The organism is Methylobacterium aquaticum, from assembly GCF_001043915.1.
GTDB lineage: Bacteria > Pseudomonadota > Alphaproteobacteria > Rhizobiales > Beijerinckiaceae > Methylobacterium > Methylobacterium aquaticum.
The window spans coordinates 1-586 of record NZ_LABX01000304.1 but is presented as its reverse complement, the minus strand read 5'-3'; the positions used below and the strand labels follow the sequence as shown (position 1 = coordinate 586).

Below are 586 nucleotides of genomic sequence, written 5' to 3'. Positions count from 1 at the left end.
GCCGGAGGAGAACCCGCTCGGCGCCTGGTACTGGAAGAGCGAGGTGAAGGGGGCCGAGACCGGCACGCTCACGGGCAAGACCGTCGCGCTCAAGGACAATGTGGCGCTCGCCGGCGTGCCGATGATGAACGGCGCCTCGACCCTCGAAGGCTTCGTGCCGGCCTCCGACGCCACCATCGTGACCCGGATGCTGGATGCCGGCGCGACGATCCTCGGCAAGGCGGTCTGCGAGCATTTCTGCCTCTCGGGCGGCAGCCACACATCGGATCCGGGGCCGGTCCACAACCCGCACCGCATGGGCTACTCGGCCGGGGGTTCGTCCTCGGGCAGCGCCGCGCTGGTGGCGTCCGGCGCGGTCGATCTCGCGATCGGCGGCGACCAGGGCGGCTCGATCCGCATCCCCGCCTCGTATTGCGGGATCTACGGCATGAAGCCGACCCACGGTCTCGTGCCCTATACCGGTGTGATGCCGATCGAGACCACGATCGACCATACCGGCCCGATGACCGCGAGCGTCGCCGACAACGCCCTGCTGCTCGAAGTCCTGGCCGGCGCCGACGGGCTCGACCCGCGGCAAGTCGCGCCC

At 70.5% G+C, this 586-nt stretch carries 1 protein-coding gene; it reads left to right on the top strand.

Annotated elements, in window-relative coordinates; genetic code table 11:
* On the top strand, positions 1 to 586 hold a 586-nt coding region (locus VP06_RS30640), incomplete at both ends, for an amidase family protein (protein ID WP_048467602.1).